General features: G+C 72.3%; 17 protein-coding genes. 4 read left to right on the plus strand and 13 right to left on the minus strand.

Features of this window, described 5'->3' with window-relative positions; translation table 11 throughout:
* Window positions 1-8: 8 nt before the first annotated feature.
* Window positions 9-1,058, minus strand: coding sequence for an alpha/beta hydrolase (locus QWJ41_RS14250; protein ID WP_302709074.1), 1,050 nt, complete (start codon window positions 1,056-1,058; stop codon window positions 9-11).
* A gap of 54 nt (window positions 1,059-1,112) precedes the next feature.
* On the opposite strand from QWJ41_RS14250, the gene QWJ41_RS14255 reads away from it, so the two are divergent.
* From QWJ41_RS14255 to QWJ41_RS14265, 3 genes are all read left to right on the plus strand, one after another.
* Window positions 1,113-3,377 carry an RNA degradosome polyphosphate kinase gene (locus tag QWJ41_RS14255; RefSeq protein ID WP_302709075.1) on the plus strand — a complete coding sequence of 755 codons (2,265 nt, stop codon included), beginning with the start codon at window positions 1,113-1,115 and terminating at the stop codon, window positions 3,375-3,377.
* 107 nt (window positions 3,378-3,484) lie between these two features.
* Entirely contained in the window at window positions 3,485-4,102 is a 618-nt protein-coding gene (locus QWJ41_RS14260) for a DUF47 domain-containing protein (RefSeq protein WP_302709076.1), read from the plus strand.
* A 1-nt stretch (window position 4,103) separates the two neighbouring features.
* Window positions 4,104-5,105 carry an inorganic phosphate transporter gene (locus QWJ41_RS14265; RefSeq protein WP_302709077.1) on the plus strand — a complete coding sequence of 334 codons (1,002 nt, stop codon included), beginning with the start codon at window positions 4,104-4,106 and terminating at the stop codon, window positions 5,103-5,105.
* A 48-nt stretch (window positions 5,106-5,153) separates the two neighbouring features.
* Here QWJ41_RS14265 and QWJ41_RS14270 read toward each other — a convergent pair whose 3' ends face one another.
* The 6 genes from QWJ41_RS14270 to QWJ41_RS14295 form a co-directional block, all read right to left on the minus strand.
* Window positions 5,154-6,206, minus strand: a complete 1,053-nt coding sequence (locus tag QWJ41_RS14270; RefSeq protein WP_302709078.1) for a hypothetical protein — start codon at window positions 6,204-6,206, stop codon at window positions 5,154-5,156.
* Window positions 6,207-6,325: 119 nt separating this feature from the next.
* A complete protein-coding gene (gene pstB / locus QWJ41_RS14275) occupies window positions 6,326-7,105 on the minus strand; it encodes a phosphate ABC transporter ATP-binding protein PstB (protein ID WP_302709079.1) in 780 nt (259 codons plus the stop codon).
* Between the two features lie 68 nt (window positions 7,106-7,173).
* Window positions 7,174-8,253, minus strand: coding sequence for a phosphate ABC transporter permease PstA (gene pstA / locus QWJ41_RS14280; RefSeq protein ID WP_302709080.1), 1,080 nt, complete (start codon window positions 8,251-8,253; stop codon window positions 7,174-7,176).
* A gap of 5 nt (window positions 8,254-8,258) precedes the next feature.
* On the minus strand, window positions 8,259-9,209 hold the full coding sequence (gene pstC / locus QWJ41_RS14285; RefSeq protein WP_302709144.1) for a phosphate ABC transporter permease subunit PstC: 951 nt from the start codon (window positions 9,207-9,209) through the stop codon (window positions 8,259-8,261).
* Window positions 9,210-9,340: 131 nt separating this feature from the next.
* Window positions 9,341-10,444, minus strand: coding sequence for a phosphate ABC transporter substrate-binding protein PstS (gene pstS, locus QWJ41_RS14290; RefSeq protein ID WP_302709081.1), 1,104 nt, complete (start codon window positions 10,442-10,444; stop codon window positions 9,341-9,343).
* Between the two features lie 209 nt (window positions 10,445-10,653).
* Window positions 10,654-11,538, minus strand: coding sequence for an NUDIX hydrolase (locus QWJ41_RS14295; RefSeq protein ID WP_302709082.1), 885 nt, complete (start codon window positions 11,536-11,538; stop codon window positions 10,654-10,656).
* A gap of 45 nt (window positions 11,539-11,583) precedes the next feature.
* Between QWJ41_RS14295 and QWJ41_RS14300 the strand changes: the two genes are divergently transcribed.
* The gene (locus tag QWJ41_RS14300) at window positions 11,584-12,765 is read left to right on the plus strand and encodes a hypothetical protein (protein WP_302709083.1); all 1,182 of its coding nucleotides are present in this window, start codon (window positions 11,584-11,586) and stop codon (window positions 12,763-12,765) included.
* A 304-nt stretch (window positions 12,766-13,069) separates the two neighbouring features.
* Here QWJ41_RS14300 and QWJ41_RS14305 read toward each other — a convergent pair whose 3' ends face one another.
* From QWJ41_RS14305 to QWJ41_RS14330, 6 genes are all read right to left on the minus strand, one after another.
* Window positions 13,070-15,340, minus strand: a complete 2,271-nt coding sequence (locus QWJ41_RS14305) for a heavy metal translocating P-type ATPase (RefSeq protein ID WP_336623294.1) — start codon at window positions 15,338-15,340, stop codon at window positions 13,070-13,072.
* On the minus strand, window positions 15,337-15,549 hold the full coding sequence (locus tag QWJ41_RS14310) for a heavy-metal-associated domain-containing protein (protein WP_302709084.1): 213 nt from the start codon (window positions 15,547-15,549) through the stop codon (window positions 15,337-15,339). Before QWJ41_RS14310 ends, QWJ41_RS14305 begins: the two co-directional genes overlap by 4 nt.
* Before the next feature lie 11 nt (window positions 15,550-15,560).
* A complete protein-coding gene (locus QWJ41_RS14315; protein ID WP_179615261.1) occupies window positions 15,561-15,854 on the minus strand; it encodes a metal-sensitive transcriptional regulator in 294 nt (97 codons plus the stop codon).
* Between the two features lie 92 nt (window positions 15,855-15,946).
* Window positions 15,947-16,138, minus strand: a complete 192-nt coding sequence (locus QWJ41_RS14320) for a hypothetical protein (protein WP_302709086.1) — start codon at window positions 16,136-16,138, stop codon at window positions 15,947-15,949.
* 160 nt (window positions 16,139-16,298) lie between these two features.
* Entirely contained in the window at window positions 16,299-16,502 is a 204-nt protein-coding gene (locus tag QWJ41_RS14325; RefSeq protein ID WP_056863399.1) for a cold-shock protein, read from the minus strand.
* Window positions 16,503-16,736: 234 nt separating this feature from the next.
* Window positions 16,737-18,395 (minus strand): alpha/beta hydrolase, encoded by a 1,659-nt coding sequence (locus tag QWJ41_RS14330; RefSeq protein WP_302709087.1) that lies wholly within the window; start codon window positions 18,393-18,395, stop codon window positions 16,737-16,739.
* Between the last annotated feature and the right edge of the window lie 32 nt (window positions 18,396-18,427).

Consider the following 18,427-nt stretch of genomic DNA (forward strand, 5'->3'; position numbering starts at 1 on the left):
CCCGGGCTCTAGGCGAGCCCGGCCTCCAACCGGTGCGCGATCTCGATGACGGCCGCGCGCGGCGTGCGCCCGGCGCCGGTCATGTTGAGGAAGCCGTGGATCTGGTCCTCGAAGCGGCGCACCTCGACGGCCACGCCGGCCTCCTCCAGGCGCCGCGCGTATGCCTCGCCCTCGTCGCGCAGCGGGTCGAAGCCGGCGGTGCACAGGAAGACGGGCGCGAGCCGGTCGGCGACCGCGTCGAGGTCGGCGTACGCCGGCGAGAGCCGCGGGTCGCGCCGCTCGTCCTGCGACAGGTGCGGGTAGTAGGCGTCGGCGGCCAGGTCGATGAAGCCCTGGGTGAGGTAGAAGCCGTCGCCGAAGAGCCGCAGGCTCTCGGTGTCGCGCAGCGCGTCGGTGCCGGGGTAGACCAGCAGCTGCAGCGCCAGCGGCAGCCCCTCGCGCGCGGCGGCCAGCGCGGTCGCCGCGGCCAGGTTGGCGCCCGCGGAGTCGCCGCCCACCGCCAGCCGCGCGGTGTCGGCGCCGACCTCGTCGGCGTGCTCGAGCAGCCAGCGGTACGCCGCCCACGCGTCGTCGTGGGCGGCCGGGAAGCGGTGCTCGGGCGCGAGCCGGTAGTCGACCGCCAGCACCCTCACCCCCGCCTCCGAGGCCAGCAGCCGGCACGGCGCGTCGTGGCTGTCGAGGTCGCCGTAGACGAACCCGCCGCCGTGGAGGAACAGCAGCGTCGGGTGGGGCCCCGCGCCGCGGCAGGCGCTGGGTACGTAGAGCCGCGCCGGCAGGTCGGCGACCCGCAGGTCGCGGACCTCCGCGACCGGGTCGTCGCCGGCGATGATCGCGGTCTGGCGGGCCATCGCCCGGCGGCCCTCGACGATCGGCATGGTCTCGATGGCGGGCTCGCGGGCCAGGCGCTGCAGGGCCAGCATCAGCCGCACGTCGTCGGCGAGGGTCTGCGTGTCGCGCACCACCGGGCGGCCGAGCCGGCGCTGGACGACCTCAGGGAGACCGGTCACCGCCCTGACCAGGAGACGCTCGACGACCTGCTGGGCGTGGGAGGTGATCACGGGTCCCCAACCTAGCGTCATCTCCTGTTCAACCACCGGTGCCACACTGGGCCCATGCCCGCCGTGCCTCCCGACCCCGCCGCCCCCGCTGCCCCGTCCGCGGTCGACGCCCCGGCCGAGACGCCCGCCCCCTCACCCACCGAGGCGCCCGTCGAGCCCCAGGACGGCTCGTCCCACCCGGCAGCCGAGGCGGCCGAGGCGCTCGACGGCGAGCAGGCGGCGTACGGGCCCGACGAGGACGCCCTGGCCGCGGTGCAGGCCCACGACGACCGCTTCCTCGACCGCGAGCTGTCGTGGCTGCACTTCAACCAGCGGGTGCTCGAGCTGGCCGAGGACCCCGACCTGCCGCTGCTGGAGCGGGTGCGGTTCCTGGCGATCTTCACCAGCAACCTCGACGAGTTCTTCATGGTCCGCGTGGCCGGGCTCAAGCGCCGCATCGCCACCGGGCTGGCCGTGCGCGCCGCCTCCGGGCTGATGCCGCTCGACGTGCTCGAGCGGATCTGGACCACCACCCGCGAGCTCAGCGAGCGCCAGGCCTCGCTCTTCCGCGACCGGATCGTGCCCGAGCTGCTCGAGCACGACATCGAGCTGGTGCGCTGGGACGACCTCGACCGCGACGAGCAGAAGCAGTGCAAGCGGATGTTCAAGGACCGGATCTTCCCGGTGCTGACCCCGCTGGCCGTCGACCCCGCGCACCCCTTCCCCTACATCTCCGGGCTCTCGCTCAACCTCGCGGTGATGATCCGCAACCCCAAGACGGGCAAGGAGCACTTCGCCCGGGTCAAGGTGCCGCCGAGCTTCAGCCGGTTCGTGCCGCTGGGCAACCACCGCTTCGTGCCGCTCGAGGACGTCATCCGCGAGCACCTCAAGCGGCTCTTCCCGGGCATGGAGGTGCGCGAGGCGCACGCCTTCCGGGTCACCCGCAACGAGGACCTGGAGGTGGAGGAGGACGACGCCGAGAACCTCCTCGCCGCCCTGGAGAAGGAGCTGCTACGCCGCCGCTTCGGGCCGGCGGTGCGCCTGGAGGTCGAGGAGTCCATCGCCCCGCAGGTCCTCGAGCTGCTGATGGAGGAACTGGGGGTGAGCCGCGAGGAGGTCTTCCACCTGCCCGGCCCGCTCGACCTGCGCGGACTGCACAGCATCGCCGACATCGGCCGCGAGGAGCTGAAGTACCCCGCGTTCGTGCCGACGACCCACCGGCTGCTCTCGGAGGTCGAGTCGGCCGCCCCGGTCGACGTCTTCAAGGCCGCGCGCCGCCACGACGTGCTGCTGCACCACCCCTACGACTCGTTCGCCACCTCGGTGCAGCGCTTCATCGAGCAGGCCGCCGCCGACCCGCACGTGCTGGCGATCAAGCAGACGCTCTACCGCACCTCCGGCGACTCCCCCATCATCGACGCCCTGATCGACGCCGCCGAGGCCGGCAAGCAGGTGCTGGTGATCGTCGAGATCAAGGCCCGCTTCGACGAGCAGGCCAACATCCGCTGGGCCCGCAAGCTCGAGCAGGCCGGCTGCCACGTCGTCTACGGCCTGGTGGGCCTCAAGACCCACTGCAAGCTCTCGATGGTGGTGCGCGACGAGGGCGAGGGCCAGGGCGGCATCCGCCGCTACACCCACATCGGCACCGGCAACTACAACCCCAAGACCTCGCGGCTCTACGAGGACCTCGGCCTGATCACCACCGACGAGCGGATCGGCGAGGACGTCGCCCACCTGTTCAACAACCTCTCGGGCTGGTCGCGCAACGCCTCGTACGACGAGCTGCTGGTCGCCCCCGACTCGGTGCGGCCCGGGCTGATCGAGCAGGTCCACCACGAGATCAGCCACCACCTCGCCGGCCGCCCCGCGCGGATCCGGATCAAGGCCAACTCGGTGGTCGACGAGTCCGTCATCGACGCGCTCTACCTGGCGAGCAATGCGGGGGTGCCGGTCGAGATGCTGGTGCGCGGCACCTGCGCGCTGCGTCCCGGCGTGCCCGGGCTGAGTGAGAACATCACCGTGCGCTCGGTGCTGGGCCGCTTCCTGGAGCACTCGCGGGTCTTCTGGTTCGAGAACGGCGGCGACCCGGTCGCCTGGATCGGCTCGGCCGACCTGATGCACCGCAACCTCGACCGGCGCGTCGAGGTGCTGGTGCGCCTGCCCGACGCCGCCAGCATCGAGTCCATCGGCGACCTGCTCGACCTGGCCTTCGACCCCGACACCAGCGCGTGGGTGCTGACCAGCGACGGGTCCTGGGCGCGCAACGAGGGCGGCGTACACCTGCAGGAGGCGCTGATCGAGCGGCAGCGGGGCCGGCGGCACACCAGCGCCACCGGCTGAGCCGCCGCGTCACCCCCCGTACACCTGCACGTCGTGCGTTGGTCACCTCGACGCCGGTGGCCCTAGTCTGAGCGCGGCCATCTCGTCGCCCCCAGGAGAGACACACCGTGCGACTGCGTTTCCGTCCGGTCGAGACCTCGTTCTACGACCACTTCACCGCCGCCGCCCAGCACCTGGCGGTCGGGGCCGGCCTGCTGGCCGAGATGCTCACCGAGGGGGCCGACCGGGAGAGCGTGGCGCAGCGGATGCGCGACGCCGAGCACGCCGCCGACGAGACCACCCACACCATCGTCAAGCAGGTGAACTCGACCTTCGTCACGCCCTTCGACCGCGAGGACATCTACGCGCTGGCCTCGGGGCTCGACGACGTGATGGACATGATGGACGAGGCCGTCGACATGGTGCTGCTCTACGAGCCCAAGGTGCTGCCGGCCGCGCTGCTCGACCAGGTCGAGCTGCTGCAGCAGTGCGCCGACCTGACCGCCACGGTGATGCCCGGGCTGCGCTCGATGGCCTCGCTCGACGAGTACTGGATCGAGATCAACCGGCTCGAGAACGCCGGCGACCGCAACCACCGGCGGATCATGGCGCACCTGTTCTCGGGCGAGTTCAAGGCGATGGAGGTGCTCAAGCTCAAGGACATCGCCGAGGCGCTCGAGGGCTCCATCGACGCCTTCGAGAAGGTCGCCAACACGATCGAGCAGATCGCGGTCAAGGAGTCCTGAGTTGACCCTCGCGATCGTCATCGCGGTCGTCGTCGTCGCTCTGGTCTTCGACTACACCAACGGCTTCCACGACGCCGCCAACGCCATCGCCACGTCGGTCTCGACGCGCGCGCTGACCCCGCGCGTGGCGCTCGGGATGGCGGCGGTGATGAACTTCATCGGCGCCTTCCTGGGCCAGGAGGTCGCCAACACCGTCGGCTCGGTGATCACCCCCGAAGCCGGCACCGCGGGGCTGGTCGTCGTGATGTCGGGCCTGCTCGGCGCGATCGGCTGGAACCTGCTGACCTGGTACTACGGGCTGCCTTCCTCCTCCTCGCACGCCCTGATCGGCGGCCTGGTCGGCGCGGCCATCGCCTCGGGGTCGCTGGTGAAGTGGGACGTCATCGTCGACAAGATCCTGATCCCGATGGTCGCCTCGCCGCTCTTCGGGTTCGCTGCCGCCTTCGCGCTGATGCTGGCCATCATGTGGGTCTTCCGGCGCCGCAACCCGCACCGCACCCAGCGCGGCTTCCGGATCGCCCAGACCGTCTCGGCCGCCGCGATGGCGCTGGGCCACGGCCTGCAGGACGCCCAGAAGACGATGGGCGTGATCTTCCTGGCCCTGGTCGTCGGCGGGTACGCCGGCGCCGACGACGACCTGCCCATCTGGGTGATCGTCGCCGCGGCCGCCGCGATCTCGGCCGGCACCTGGGCCGGTGGCTGGCGGATCATGCGCACCCTGGGCCGACGCATCATCGCCCTCGACCCGGCCCGCGGCTTCGCCTCCGAGACGATCGCCGCCGGTGTCCTCTACACCACCGCGTTCGTCTTCGAGGCCCCCATCTCCACCACCCACACCATCACCTCCGCGGTGATGGGCGCCGGCGCCACCAAGCGCTTCTCGGCCGTGCGCTGGGGCGTGGCCCGCTCCATCGTCACCGCCTGGGTGCTCACCTTCCCCGCCGCCGGCCTGGTCGCCGCCTCCTTCTACTGGCTCTCGCACTACGTCTTCCAGCTGCCCTGACCGTCCTGACGACCCTCACCGCGACACGCCGCGATCGCGTCAGGGTCGTCAGGACGGTGGGCGGGCGCTGCGCTCGCCGAGCCAGATCTCGCGCTCGGTGCCCTCGATGGCGCGCCGCAGCTGGACGGTGTGGGTGGGCCGCCACCAGTGCGGCAGCTCGAGCGTCCAGTCGCGCTCGGTGGCCGCCCGCCGCGCCACGCGGGTGTACGCGTCACGCAGCCGTGAGCAGAACGCCCCTGGTCGGTGCGCGTCGGCGCCCACCATCACCACGGGCTCGAGCCCGTGCCTGCGCAGGTCGCCCTCGCGGCGCAGGTCGCGGGCCCGGCGGGCGCCGCCGTGGTGGTCAGCACCGTCGTACTCGCCCAGCACCCCCGTCTCCGGGTCGATGACGTCGGGCGTGGCGATGTGCTTGCCGGTGCGGTCGAAGACGGGGCGGTTGGTGAGCAGCCTGGCCGCCGGCACCTGCTCGGCCCAGGTGCGGCGCAGCGTCCACTCCATGGGCGACCAGACGTTCTCGTCGGCCAGGGCCAGCGCCTCGCGCGCCCGGACGACGCCGGGCAGGCCGGGGTGAGCGCGCACCCAGGCGGCGACCTCCGCAGGCGAGACCAGGTCGCTGGCGTAGGCCATCTCCAGCTGCGAGACCGCGGTGTCGAGGTCGGGGGCGTGCCGGAGCAGCGAGACGGTGGAGCGGACGGAGGTGGTCACCGCGAGACCGTCGACCACCTCACGGTCGACGACCGGCAACCGCTCCTCGTGCAGCACCAGGCTGTCACGCGGTCGCAGGCAGCGGGTGGGCGCGACCACCGGCACCGGGAATGCCACGCCGTCAGGACCCAGGCCCTCGAACCAGCGGGCGCCGCGCCAGGTCAGCGCGGCCCATCCGGTCACGGCCGCCGCGCGCGGCAGCGTTGCACCCACCTCGGCGACGCGCTGCGCCGCGGTCGGCTCGACGTACGCCGGCACGTAGCGCCCGTGCGACGTGCGCCGCCACTCGGGGCCGGCCGCCGCTCGCGCGGTCGGCCCGGCCACTCCCGACGGGTCGAGCCGGACCGGCAGCACCACGTCGCGCGCGGCGCCCAGCGTCGGTCGCGTCCCGGTCATGGCGAGCAAGCATGCTCACCCGGCGCGTGGCGTGCAGGCTCCCTCCACAGGCAGCCCCGCCAGCACCGTCCTGACGGCCCTGACGCCCTCGCGGCGTGTCGCCGTGAGGACCGTCAGGATCAGCCGAAGCGGCCGGAGATGTAGGCCTCGGTGGCCTCGTTGTCGGGGTTGGTGAACATCTGCTTGGTGGAGTTGAACTCCACCAGCTGGCCGGGCTCACCGGTGGCCTTGAGGTTGAAGAAGCCGGTCTCGTCGGAGACGCGGGCGGCCTGCTGCATGTTGTGGGTGACGATGACGATCGTGTAGTCGGACTTCAGCTCGTGGATGAGGTCCTCGATCGCCGAGGTCGAGATCGGGTCGAGCGCCGAGCAGGGCTCGTCCATCAGCAGCACCTGCGGCTCGACGGCGATGGCGCGCGCGATGCACAGGCGCTGCTGCTGGCCGCCGGAGAGGCCCATGCCGGGCTTGCCGAGCCGGTCCTTGACCTCGGTCCACAGGTTGGCGCCGCGCAGCGACTTCTCCACCAGGTCGTCGGACTCCGACTTCTTCATCCGCTTGGAGTTGAGCTTCTTGCCCGACAGCACGTTGTCGTAGATCGACATCGTCGGGAACGGGTTGGGGCGCTGGAAGACCATCCCGATCTGGCGGCGCACGGCCACCGGGTCGACCGAGGGCTCGTAGAGCGACTGCCCGTCGACCATCACCTTGCCCTCGACGCGGGCCCCGGGGATGACCTCGTGCATGCGGTTGAGCGAGCGGAGGAAGGTCGACTTGCCGCAGCCCGACGGGCCGATGAAGGCGGTCACCGACCGTGCCTTGATGGTCATGCTGACGCCCTCGACGGCGAGGAAGTCGCCGTAGTAGATGTTGAGGTCGGAGACGTCGATGCTCTTGGCCATGGAAACAGTGTCCTTGAGGTGTGGGTCGGAGAGGAAGTCTGAGGGCCCGTGGGCGGGTCAGCGGCGCGTCAGCGGCCGGTCTTGGGGGCGAAGACGCTGCCGATGACGCGGGCCGCGACGTTGAGGACCATCACGAGCGTGACCAGGGTCAGCGCCGCGCCCCAGGCGTAGGCGGCCATCTCCTCGTCGTAGATGCCGGGCTCGGTGATCGCGTAGAAGATGAAGACCGGCAGCGTGGCCATCCGCTCCGAGAACGGGTTGAAGTTCGCCCCGGTGGTCAGGCCGGCGATGATCAGCAGCGGGGCGGTCTCGCCCGCGACGCGGGCCACGGCGAGGGTGACGCCGGTGACGATGCCGGCGACCGCGGTCGGCAGCACCACCTTGACGATGGTGCGCCACTTCGGCACGCCCAGGGCGTACGACGCCTCGCGCAGCTCGTCGGGCACCAGCTTGAGCATCTCCTCGGTCGCGCGGACCACGATCGGGATCATCAGCACCGACAGCGCCACCGAGCCGCCGAAGCCCATCCGGACCCCGGGGCCGAAGAAGATCACGAACAGCGCGTAGGCGAAGAGCCCGGCCACGATGGAGGGGATGCCCGTCATCACGTCGACCAGGAAGGTGATCACCCGGGCGAGCTTGGAGCCCTTGCCGTACTCCACCAGGTAGATGGCGCTCAGCACGCCGATCGGCACGGAGATCAAGGTGGCGAGCGCGGTGATGATCAGCGTGCCCATCACCGCGTGGTAGATGCCGCCGCCCTCGCCGAGGATGCCGCGCATCGAGTTCTGGAAGAACTGCGCCGAGAGGATCGGCAGGCCCTTGCTCACCACGGTCCACACCAGCGAGACCAGCGGGATCATCGCCAGCGCGAACGCCGACCACACCAGCACACCGGCGACCCGGTCGGCGGCCTTGCGGGGTCCCTCGACCGCACGCGACCAGGCGGGCAGCCCGACGGCGAGCAGGACCCAGCCGATCATCACGGCGGCGACGGCGCCGACGCCGCCCAGCAGCACCGCGAGCACGGCGATGCCGACGGCGATGCCGGCTGCCAGGCCCGGGGCGTAGCGGGGCAGCTGGGCGCCCTGCAGCGGCATGGAGTGGCGCCCGGTCTCGTCGACGGGGGTCAGGGTGGTGTCGGTCATCGTGATCAGCCCTTCGCCACGCCGCGGACTGCGATGGCCCGACCGAGGAAGTTGACGGCGAAGGTGATGATGAACAGCACCAGGCCGGTGAAGATGAGGGTGTCGATCTTGGCGCCGGAGGCGTTGCCGAAGTTCAGCGCGATGTTGGCCGCGATCGTCGAGGAGCTCTGCTCGGCGGTGATCAGGTTGAACGAGACCAGCAGGCTCGGGGCCAGCACCAGGGCCACGGCCATCGTCTCGCCGAGCGCGCGGCCCAGGCCGAGCAGCACGGCCGAGATCATGCCGGAGCGGGCGTAGGGGAAGACCGTCATCCGGATCATCTCCCACCGGGTCGCCCCCAGGGCCAGGGCGGCCTCCTGGTGCATCTTCGGCGTCTGGGCGAAGACCTCGCGGCAGATCGCGGTGATGATCGGCAGCGCCATCACCGCCAGCACGATGCCGGCGGTGAGCATGGTGCGTCCCGAGTTGGGCACCGGCCCCTCGAAGAACGGGATCCACCCGGCGTTGCGCTGCAGCCAGTCGTAGGCGGGCACCAGGTTGAGGGCCAGGAAGTTGATGCCCCACAGGCCGTAGACGACCGAGGGGATCGCGGCCAGCAGGTCGATCAGCCAGCCCAGCGTCTTGGCGACCGGGCGCGGCGCGTAGTGGGAGATGATCAGCGCCACCCCGATGGCCAGCGGAGCGGCGATGATCATCGCGATCACCGAGGCCAGCAGGGTGCCGAACAGCAGCGGCCACACGTAGCCCCAGATGCTGTCCTTGCCGTAGACGGCGTCGCCGGTGTTGCCCAGGGCCCCGGAGCCCTGCACCACCAGGAAGACCGCCACGCCGGCCAGGGCCAGCATGATGAGCAGGCCGGAGCTGCGGGCCAGGCCGGCGAACACGACGTCGCCGACCCGACCGGTCGACTGGTCGATCGCCGTCACGTCCCGGTCGGATCGAGGCTCGGTGGTCATCGCCACGGGTGGGTCTCCTGGTCTGGTGCGGTGGTGGTGCCGGGCGTGGTCAAGGGGCCCGGGACCATGGTGGACGGTCCCGAGCCCCTCGTCACCACGTCGTGGTGGGGCACACGGTGAAAACTACGGCCTCAGCCGATGTTCTCGATGATCGACAGCGACTGCTCCTGGATCGAGTCCGACAGCGGGGCCGAACCGGCCTCGGCGGCGGCCTGGTCCTGGCCCTCGTCGGAGATCACGTACTCCACGAACGCCTTGACGAGCTCGCCGTCGGCGGCGTCGTCGTAGGACTGGCAGGCCATCAGGTAGGACGTCAGCACGATCGGGTAGGTGCCGGCCTCCTCGGTGGCGAAGTCGAGGTCGTAGATCACCGCGGTGTCGCTGGCGCTCTCGGCCTCGGGCGAGGCCTCGAGGATCTTGGCGGCGGCCTCGGCCGACGGCTCGACGAAGTCGTCACCGACCCCGATGAGGGCCTGGCCCAGCTCGGCGGTCTGGCTGGCGTCGGCGTACCCGATGGAGAACTCCGAGTTCTCGACCGTCTGCACCACGCCGGAGGTGCCCTTGGCACCCTCGCCGCCGTACTCGGTCGGCCAGGTCTCCACGACGCCCGCGTCCCACGCGTCGGGGGCGACGGTGGTCAGGTAGTCGGTGAAGTTCTCGGTGGTGCCCGACTCGTCGGAGCGGTGCACCGTGTTGATGCGCTCGGAGGGCAGGTCGGCGTCGGGGTTGTCCTCGGCGATGGCCTCGTCGTCCCAGGTGGTGATCTTGCCGGCCATGATGCCGGCCAGGGCCTGCGGGGAGAGGCGCAGCTCGTCGACGCCGGGCAGGTTGTAGGCCACCGCGATGGGGCTGATGTAGCTCGGCACCTGGATCGGGGCCTCGCCGCCGCAGCGCTCGGTGGCGTCGGAGAGCTCGCCCTCGTCGTCGGTCAGGTAGGCGTCGGAGCCGGCGAAGGGGAAGGCGCCGCTGATGAAGTTCTCACGGCCACCGCCCGAGCCGATCGGGTCGTACTCGACGGTGACGTCGGGGTTGATGCCCTGGAAGCCGACCGCCCAGGCGCCCATGGCGGCCTGCTGCGTGGAGGCGCCGCCGCCGGCGAGCGTGCCGGACAGGTCGCCGCCGCCGTCGACGGAGGTGCTGCCGGTGTCCTCGTTGGCGGCGCCACAGGCCGACAGCGCGAGGGTCAGCGCTGCGATGCCGGGGACGATCGCCCGACGGATGGAAGTGCTCGTCACTTCTTCACTCCTGGAGTCTCATGTTCTGCGGACAGCACCGACGCTAAGCAGCGCAAGTGACCAGCCCTGTGGGCGTCGGTGAACGGAGGGTGAACCCGCTCCACCAACTCGGCAACAACAGCCGGAGCGCGAGACGGCGGTCACATGAACTTGCACCGGATCTGCCCCCCGGGGCATTGACGCCGGTCTGGACCAGTGGCAACGGCGCGTCAGTGCGGCAGGTGCCGCTCGGTGGCCACCACACGGCCCTTGCGCAGGTGCACCACGACCATCTCGCCGGGCGCCAGGGCCGGGTCGTCGAGGCCGAGCGCCTCGAAGACCAGCGGAAGCACCGGGCGGTGGGTGCACAGCACCGCGCCGCGGCGGGTGGTGTGCAGGTCCTCGACCAGGCCGGTGACGACCTTGGTCACCGAGCCCTCGGTCGCGGCGCCCTCGGTCACCTCCTCGACGTGCTCGAGGTCGGCCCCGATCGTCTCGGCGTACGGCGTGAGGGTCTCGAGGCAGCGCACCGCCGGCGAGGTCGCCAGCCGGCGCACGTCGTACGCCGCGAGCACCGGCACAAGTCCGAAGGCCTGGGTGCGCCCCACCTGCTGCAGCGGGCGCTCCCGGTCGTCGCCGCGCCACGTCGAGCGGGCCCGGGCGCGGGCGTGGCGCTGCACGACCAGGGCGTGGGTGCGCTTGCGCACGCCGAGCGCGGTCTCGAGGAGCTCCCGGTCGCGCTCGTAGGTCAGCAGCGCCGCGGCCTCCTCGACCGGCACCCAGCGCACGCCGCTGATCTCGTCGTTCAGCTCGTAGTGGTCGACGGAGTCGTCGGAGACCACCCGCCCGACCCAGTAGTGGACCGTCTTCATGGTCTTGGCGTTGGGGTAGCGCTGCGAGGGCAGCGGCGGGCCCAGGCGCACGTGCAGCCCGGTCTCCTCCTCGACCTCGCGCACGGCGGCGGTGCTCGCGTGCTCCCCCGGGTCGAGCTTGCCCTTGGGGAAGGACCAGTCGTCGTAGCGCTGCCGGTGCACCAGGAGCACCTCGCGGCCGGGCCGGAAGACCACCACCCCGGCGGCGAGGACGTCACGGGACCGGCTCGGGACGTCTGCCATGCCCGTAGTCTCACACCACCTTCGCCGCGATGAGGAGCCCGACCCGTGCCCGAGCCGAGCAGCAGCTCATCCACCAGCACCTCCGCCACCGCTGCCGACGACGTCTCGACGGCCGGGATGGACCCGCGGCGCCGCGCGCTCGTCGTGGCCGGCGTGGTGGTCCTGACCCTGCTGCTGATCGCCGTGCTCGCAGTGGGGGTGCGCTGGTGGCGCGGGCCCGGCAGCGACCTCGAGCGGGCGGTCTCGCTTGCCCCCGCCGACAGCCAGCGCTGGACCTGGACCGACTGGGCGGCGGTGCGCGAGCGGCTGGGGGTCACCGGCACCGACGAGGCCGCCGTACGCCGCCTGCTCGACGCGGGCTTCGACGCCGACCTGACCTCGGCCTCGGGGCTGGTGGAGTCGGCGCCGCTGCTGGTGCAGTCGTTCGGCTGGTCGCCGGCGAGCATCGACTGGGAGCTGCTGGCGCAGTCGCCGGATGGGGCGCTGGAGATCGTGGGGCTCGGCGAGGACGCCGACACCGCCGCGCTGGGCGACCGGCTCGAGGCGATCGGCTACACCCGCCCCGACGAGGCCGACGGGGTGTGGGAGGGCGGCGAGGAGGTGCTGGCCCGGCTCAACCAGGCCAGCGGCACCGCCGGCACCCCCACCCTGCAGTTCGTCGCCTTCGACGAAGACCGCTCGCTGGTGCTGACCAGCGACCAGCGCACCTACCTCGAGCGCGGCCTCGAGGAGGCCGCCGAGGAGCACGAGCCGAGCGCGGCCGGCGTCACCGACGTGCTCGGCACCCTGCCCGAGCAGCCGCTCAGCGCGGTGCTGCTCACCGGGGAGCAGGCCTGCGGCGCGCTGTCGATGGGCGCGGCCGGCGAGTCCGACCAGGCGGCCGCCGACGAGCTGCTGGCGCAGGCCGGGCCGGTCAACCCGCTGACGGGCTTCATGCTGGCGCTGCTGCCGCCCGAGGAGGACGGTGACGGCGGCTCGCAGGAGCCGCTCGACCTGCGGGTCGGGCTGGGCTTCGAGAGCGAGGAGCAGGCCCGCACCAACGCCGACACCCGCGCCGCGCTCGCCGCCGGCCCCGCGCCCGGCCAGGGCGGGGCGTTCTCCGACCGGTTCAGCGTCGACGAGGTCACCGCCGACGGCACCACCGTCACCCTCGACCTCTCCCCCGTCGCCGGCGCCTACCCCCTCAGCGACCTCTCCGACGGCCCCGTCCTCTTCGCCACCTGCTGAGGGCCCCCCTCGTTGGTCGAGCAGTGAGGAGCGCCAGCGACGAGCGACGCCGAGACCCCGCGAGAACCGCGCTCGCAGTACGCCATGGAGTCACCGGGTTTCGAGACAGGCGCTGCGCGCCTTCCTCAACCAACGACGTCGTTGGTCGAGCAGTGAGGAGCGCCAGCGACGAACGACGCCGAGACCCCGCGAGCTGCCCACCACGGTGACCACGCGGCGTACGCCATGGGGTCACCGGGTTTCGGCGACGCTCGAGCCTTCGGCCCTCGCTGCTCAACCAACGGCGGTGAGGTGCGCGCCTCCGTCAGCCAGCGACGGCGCCGCGGAAGCGGCGCAGGCGCAGGCTGTTGGTGACGACGAAGACGGAGGAGAGCGCCATCGCGAGGCCGGCGATCATCGGGCTGAGCAGGCCGAGAGCGGCCAGCGGGAGCGCGGCGACGTTGTAGGCGAAGGCCCAGAAGAGGTTGCCGCGGATGGTGCCCAGGGTGCGGCGCGCGAGCGCGACCGCGTCGCCGGCGACGCGCAGGTCGCCGCTGACCAGGGTCAGGTCGGCGGCCTCGATGGCCACGTCGGTGCCGGTGCCCATCGCGATGCCGAGGTCGGCCTGGGCGAGCGCGGCGGCGTCGTTGACGCCGTCGCCGACCATCGCCACCACGCGGCCCGACTCCTGCAGCCGGCGCACCTCGCTGACCTTGTCGGCCGGCAGCACGTCGGCGACCACGGTCTCGATGCCGACCTCGGCGGCCACCGACCGGGCGGCCCGCTCGTGGTCGCCGGTGAGCAGCACCGGCTCGAGACCCAGCGCGCGCAACCTCGCGACGGCCTCGGCGGAGGTGTCCTTGACGGTGTCGGCGACGACCAGCACGCCGCGGGCCGCGCCGTCCCAGCCGACCAGCACCGGCGTGCGGCCCTGTGCCTGGGCCGCCTCGAGCGCGTCGGCGAGCGGCCCGGGCAGGGCCAGGCCCTCGGCCTCGAGCAGCGCCGGGCGTCCCACCGCCGTACGCCGCCCCGAGACGTCGCCGACGACGCCGAGGCCCTCGCGGTTGGCGAAGCCGCTCACCTCGGGGTGCTCCTCGCGCGGCGCGGCCGTGGCCACGGCGCGGGCGATGGGGTGCTCCGATCCGTGCTCGAGCGCGGCCGCGACCCGGCGGACCTCGGACTCGTCCGCCCCGTGGGCGACCACGTCGACCAGGCTCATCCGCCCCGTGGTGACGGTGCCGGTCTTGTCGAGCACGACGGTGTCGACACGGCGGGTGGACTCGAGGATCTCGGGCCCGCGGATCAGGATGCCGAGCTGGGCACCGCGACCGGTGCCCACCATCAGCGCGGTCGGCGTGGCCAGGCCCAGGGCGCAGGGGCAGGCGATGATCAGCACCGCGACGGCCGCGGCGAAGGCGGTGGTCGCGCCGGCGCCGCTGAGCAGCCACACGGCCAGCGTCAGCAGCGAGAGCGCGATGACCACGGGCACGAAGACGCCGGAGACCCGGTCGGCGAGGCGCTGCACCTCGGCCTTGCCCTGCTGGGCCTGCTCGACCAGGCGCGCCATCTGGGCCAGCTGGGTGTCGGAGCCGACGCGGGTGGCGCGCACGACCAGCCGGCCGCCGGCGTTGACGGTGGCCCCGGTGACCACGTCGCCCGGGCCGACGTCGACCGGCACCGGCTCGCCGGTCAGCATCGACACGTCGACCGCCGAGACACCCTCGACGACCTCGCCGTCGGTGGCCACCTTCTCGCCGGGTCGCACCACGAAGACGTCACCGACCCGCAGGCTCTCGGCGGGCACCTGCGTCTCGACGCCGTCGCGCAGCAGCGCGACCTCTTTGGCGCCCATCCGCAGCAGCGCCTCGAGCGCGGCCCCGGCGCGGCGCTTCGAGCGCTTCTCGAACCAGCGCCCGGCCAGCAGGAACGTGGTGACCCCGGCCGCGACCTCGAGGTAGACCTCGTCGAGGCCGTCGCCACGCTGCAGGCTCAGCGAGAACCCGTGGGTCATGCCGGGCATGCCGGCGTCACCGACGACCAGCGCGACGACCGACCACAGGTACGCCGCCCCGACGCCCACGGAGACGAGCGTGTCCATGGTCGTCGAGCCGTGGCGCAGGTTGGTCACCGCAGCCCGGTGGAAGGGCCAGGCGCCCCACAGCACCACGGGGGTGGCCAGCACCAGCGAGACCCAGGCCCAGCGGTCGAACTGCCACGCCGGCACCATCGCCAGCGCGACCACCGGCACGGCCAGCACCGCGGAGAACACCAGCCGGCGGCGCAGCGCCGCGAGCTCGTCGGCCGCGTCGTCGGTGTCGCTCCCGGGGTCGGGCACGCTGGCGGCGTACCCCGCCTTGGCGACGGTCTCGAGCAGCAGGTCGGTGCTGATCGAGGCGGGGGCGACGACGTGCGCCTTCTCGGTGGCGTAGTTGACCGTCGCGCTGACGCCCTCGAGCTTGTTGAGCTTGCGCTCGATGCGGTTGGCGCACGAGGCGCAGGTCATGCCGGTGATGGCGAGGTCGACGTCGACCTCGGTGCCCCGCTCGGCGGTGTCGGCAGTGTCGGCGGGGCCGGGGCCGGTCGAGGTGGTGGTCATGACGTCAGCTCGTATCCCGCCTCGCTGACGGCGCGCTCGACGCTGACCCGCTCGAGCGGGGCGTTGCTGGTCACGACGACCTCGCCGCTCTCGAGGGTGACGTCGACGGTCTCGACGCCGTCGATCTCGGCGATCTCCTCGGTGACCGAGGCGACGCAGTGCCCGCAGGTCATGCCGGCGACGGTCCAGGTGCTGGTGTGGGTGCTCATGCGGTGCTCCTTCAGGACTTCACGAGTCGGGTGATGGCGGCGACGGCCTCGTCGATCTTGGCGCGCCCCTCGGCCTCGCCGGCCCGGGCCGCGTCGGCGACGCAGTGGTGCATGTGCTCGTCGAGCAGCCCCAGCGAGACCGCCTGCAGCGCCTTCGTCATCGCCGAGACCTGGGTCAGGATGTCGATGCAGTACTGCTCCTCCTCGACCATCCGCTGCAGGCCGCGGGCCTGGCCCTCGATGCGGCGCAGGCGGGCGAGGTAGTCGTCCTTGCGGTGCAGGTACCCGTGCTGGTGCTCAACCATGTCCATAGGGTACCCCCCTAGGGTAGGAATGCAAACAAGAAAAGAGCCCGGCGCCGCAGGGCCGCTTCGGGGCGGCCCTGCAGGACCGGGCGTCAGGAGGCGTCGCGGCGCAGCGCGATGCCGAGGATGTCGTCGATCTCGGGCTGGCTGAGGTGCTCCTCGGACTCCGAGGCCGCGATGATGAGGTTGGTGGTCAGCTCGACCTCCCCGAGCAGGTCGGAGTCCTCGAGCGAGACGTCGAACTGATCGTGCACTCTTCCTCCGCTCAGCTCGTTGATGTCCATCGGAGACCAGACTGCCCGACGCACCGGCCAAGCAAACACCCACCGCGACAATTCTGTGCCAAAACTCAGCAACGCCCGCCCCGGACGCAACGAAGGCCCCACCCGTCACCGGGTGGGGCCTCGTCGTGCTGCTACCGGCTAGGAGCCGGAGACGTCCTGATCAGACGGGACGAACGTTCTCCGCCTGCGGGCCCTTGGGGCCCTGCGTGACGTCGAACTCGACCTTCTGGTTCTCGTCCAGGGACTTGTAGCCCTGGGTCTGGATCGCCGAGTAGTGCACGAAGACGTCGTCGCCGCCGTCCTCCTGCGCAATGAAGCCGAAACCCTTCTCGGCGTTGAACCACTTAACGGTGCCCTGTGCCATGTGCTTGGTACTCCTTAGTCAAAGCGAGGACCGTCACTTCGACGGCCCGGCAAACTTGATGCGGTGACACGTCGCTCCGACTTGCTTTGACCTTGGCAGGACCCGTACAAGCTGAAACGCCGTTGGATCACAAACTCCGCTGGCGTCGACCTGCTGGAACTTGCATCTGTTGCTGAGCCCCACACTACCGCGCCCACCCCGTCCGCAAACCAATCGCGGGCGTCTTTTTCTCGATCACCCGGTGAACGGGGCCCGTTCGCGGGCGCAGAAGACGTCCTCGGCGGGCGTGCGGGCGGTGCTCAGGGCCTGTCGCACCAGCGCCGTGGCACACCTGTTGGTGCCCGTGGCGACGTGGCCGGTCTCACCGGTCGTGACCAGCCGCGAGCCGGGCATCAGCTCCTGCAGCGCCACCGCGCCGCTCAACGGGGTGGCCGGGTCGTGACGGTTGCTGACCACCAGCAGCCGCTCGGCACCCGGCATCGCGAACGGTCCGCGGTAGGCGTCCTCGCCCGAGCCCGGCCAGGCCGCGCAGGCCGACGAGCTCCACGACCACAGCGGACCGAAGTCGGCGCCCGCGGCGCGGGTGCGCTCGGCGTTCTCGACCCAGGCGTCGGTGTCGGTGGGGTTGAGCGCGTCGGAGCACAGCACCCCGTGGAAGCTGCCGTCGACCCAGATCCGCGAGCCGGCGCGCCGCTGCGCGGCGGTGGCGCTCCACGGGCCGGGGAACGGGGAGTCGGCCAGGCGGTCGCGGACCTCGCGCACGCTGCGCGTCAGCGACCCGTCCACCTCGGCCGCCTCGCCGGAGAGCGGGCGGCCGGCGGAACGGGCCAGCTGGCGCTCGGCACGGAAGGTGAAGTCGGCGATGAAGGCCACGTCGCCGCCGTAGAGCATCCCGAGCGTGGCGCCGACGAAGTCGGAGTAGGACAACCCCACCCGGCGCGCGGCCGCGCGGTCGCCGCGCAGCCGGGCCGCGACCGCGTCCCAGCGGCCCAGCGCACCGCCGGCCAGGCGGCACTCCCGCCGCCCGGCGGCGTCGCACTCGGCGAGCCCGGCAGCCAGCGCGTCGCGGGCGCCGACCTCGCTGCCCAGCCGGCCGCTGGCGGGCAGGCTGGCGCCGGGGGTGCCGTCGGGCAGGTCGCGCCCGGTCGTCCAGGCCACCGGGTCGAGCACGCCGTCGACGACCGCGACCCGCACCGTGTCGGGGAACAGCGAGACCCAGGTCGCGCCCAGTACCGATCCGTAGGACGCCCCGAAGAAGCTCGCCTGCTCGTCACCCAGCGCCTGGCGCACCAGGTCCATGTCGCGGGCCGTGTCGGCGGTGCTCATGTGGTCGACGATCCGCTCGCGCCCGCACAGGCGCTGCACGGTGGCGTCGAACTCCAGCCAGTCGCGCCGCTGGCTGCGGGTGTCGGGGAAGGCCACGCGCGGGTACGACGCGTCGCTGCGCCCGCGGCAGGCCAGCCCGCTGCTGCCGGCGACGCCGCGGGGGTCGACACCGACCACGTCGAAGCGCTTGCGCACCTTGGGCCCCAGCAGCCTGGCGGCGTACGGCGCGAAGTCGGCCGCGCCGCCACCCGGGCCCCCGGGGTTGACGAAGACGGCGCCGACGCGCCGGGCGGGCTTGCGGGCCGGGACCCGCACCAGGTTGAGGGTGATGTCGGCGCCGTCGGGCTCGTCGTGGTCGAGCGGCGCGACCATCCGCCCGCAGTCGAAGCGTCCGCAGTCGCGCCAGCGGATGGTGGGGGTGTCGGCTGCCGACGTACGCAAGGCGGCTGCGGACGGCGCGGTGGGTGCCGACGAGGCCGGCGCGGTGGCCAGGGTGGCGAGCAGGGGGACCGAGACCGCGAGCGCGGCGACCAGGGAGGCCGCGCGGCGGGAGAGGGGCGATGTCACCGCGACATCATCGACCCCGCGGGGCCCCGGGC

The organism is Nocardioides cremeus (assembly GCF_030518195.1).
GTDB lineage: Bacteria > Actinomycetota > Actinomycetes > Propionibacteriales > Nocardioidaceae > Nocardioides > Nocardioides cremeus.

What these genes read in the sequence shown, in the direction of transcription:
- pstC (WP_302709144.1), bottom strand. Translation starts at nt 9,209, where the DNA reads ATGACCACCGAGCCTCGATCCGACCGGGACGTGACGGCGATCGACCAG.
- QWJ41_RS14255 (WP_302709075.1), top strand. Translation starts at nt 1,113, where the DNA reads ATGCCCGCCGTGCCTCCCGACCCCGCCGCCCCCGCTGCCCCGTCCGCG.
- QWJ41_RS14310 (WP_302709084.1), bottom strand. Translation starts at nt 15,549, where the DNA reads ATGAGCACCCACACCAGCACCTGGACCGTCGCCGGCATGACCTGCGGG.
- QWJ41_RS14315 (WP_179615261.1), bottom strand. Translation starts at nt 15,854, where the DNA reads ATGGTTGAGCACCAGCACGGGTACCTGCACCGCAAGGACGACTACCTC.
- QWJ41_RS14325 (WP_056863399.1), bottom strand. Translation starts at nt 16,502, where the DNA reads ATGGCACAGGGCACCGTTAAGTGGTTCAACGCCGAGAAGGGTTTCGGC.
- QWJ41_RS14320 (WP_302709086.1), bottom strand. Translation starts at nt 16,138, where the DNA reads ATGGACATCAACGAGCTGAGCGGAGGAAGAGTGCACGATCAGTTCGAC.
- QWJ41_RS14270 (WP_302709078.1), bottom strand. Translation starts at nt 6,206, where the DNA reads ATGACCGGGACGCGACCGACGCTGGGCGCCGCGCGCGACGTGGTGCTG.
- pstA (WP_302709080.1), bottom strand. Translation starts at nt 8,253, where the DNA reads ATGACCGACACCACCCTGACCCCCGTCGACGAGACCGGGCGCCACTCC.
- pstB (WP_302709079.1), bottom strand. Translation starts at nt 7,105, where the DNA reads ATGGCCAAGAGCATCGACGTCTCCGACCTCAACATCTACTACGGCGAC.
- QWJ41_RS14305 (WP_336623294.1), bottom strand. Translation starts at nt 15,340, where the DNA reads ATGACCACCACCTCGACCGGCCCCGGCCCCGCCGACACTGCCGACACC.
- QWJ41_RS14295 (WP_302709082.1), bottom strand. Translation starts at nt 11,538, where the DNA reads ATGGCAGACGTCCCGAGCCGGTCCCGTGACGTCCTCGCCGCCGGGGTG.